The 381-nt window shown below is 66.7% G+C and carries 1 pseudogene; it reads left to right on the forward strand.

The features are described 5' to 3' along the window. Positions 1 to 304 (forward strand): annotated as a pseudogene (locus tag HV824_RS36790) (hypothetical protein); the annotation flags it as partial. Between the last annotated feature and the right edge of the window lie 77 nt (positions 305 to 381).

The following is a 381-nucleotide window of genomic DNA, read 5'->3' on the forward strand; positions in this document are numbered from 1 at the left end:
GCTGCTGGGTGACTTCAATGCCTACGCGATGGAAGACCCGATCCGCGCCCTGCATGATCTGGGCTGGCAGGACGCGTTCAAGGTTGCCAAGGTCGAGCATCCCTACAGCTACGTCTATAACGGCTACACCGGCCGCCTCGACCACGCCATGCTGAACCCGGGCATGGCCAGGCGCCTGCGCGGTGCCGCCGAATGGCACAGCAACGCCGACGAGCAGGACGCCAGCGGCTACCAGGGCCGCAACGTGCAGGGCCAGTGGCGCAGCTCCGACCACGACCCGCTGCTGCTGGGCTTCGACAAGTAACGCGCCAGGCCGGGGTCGGATCCCATTCCCACGGAATGGGCTCTGACCCAAGTCATCGCGGGGTCTGAGGCGTAGGG

The sequence above is a fragment of the Myxococcus sp. AM009 genome, from assembly GCF_013372605.1.
In the GTDB taxonomy this organism is placed as follows: domain Bacteria; phylum Myxococcota; class Myxococcia; order Myxococcales; family Myxococcaceae; genus Myxococcus; species Myxococcus vastator.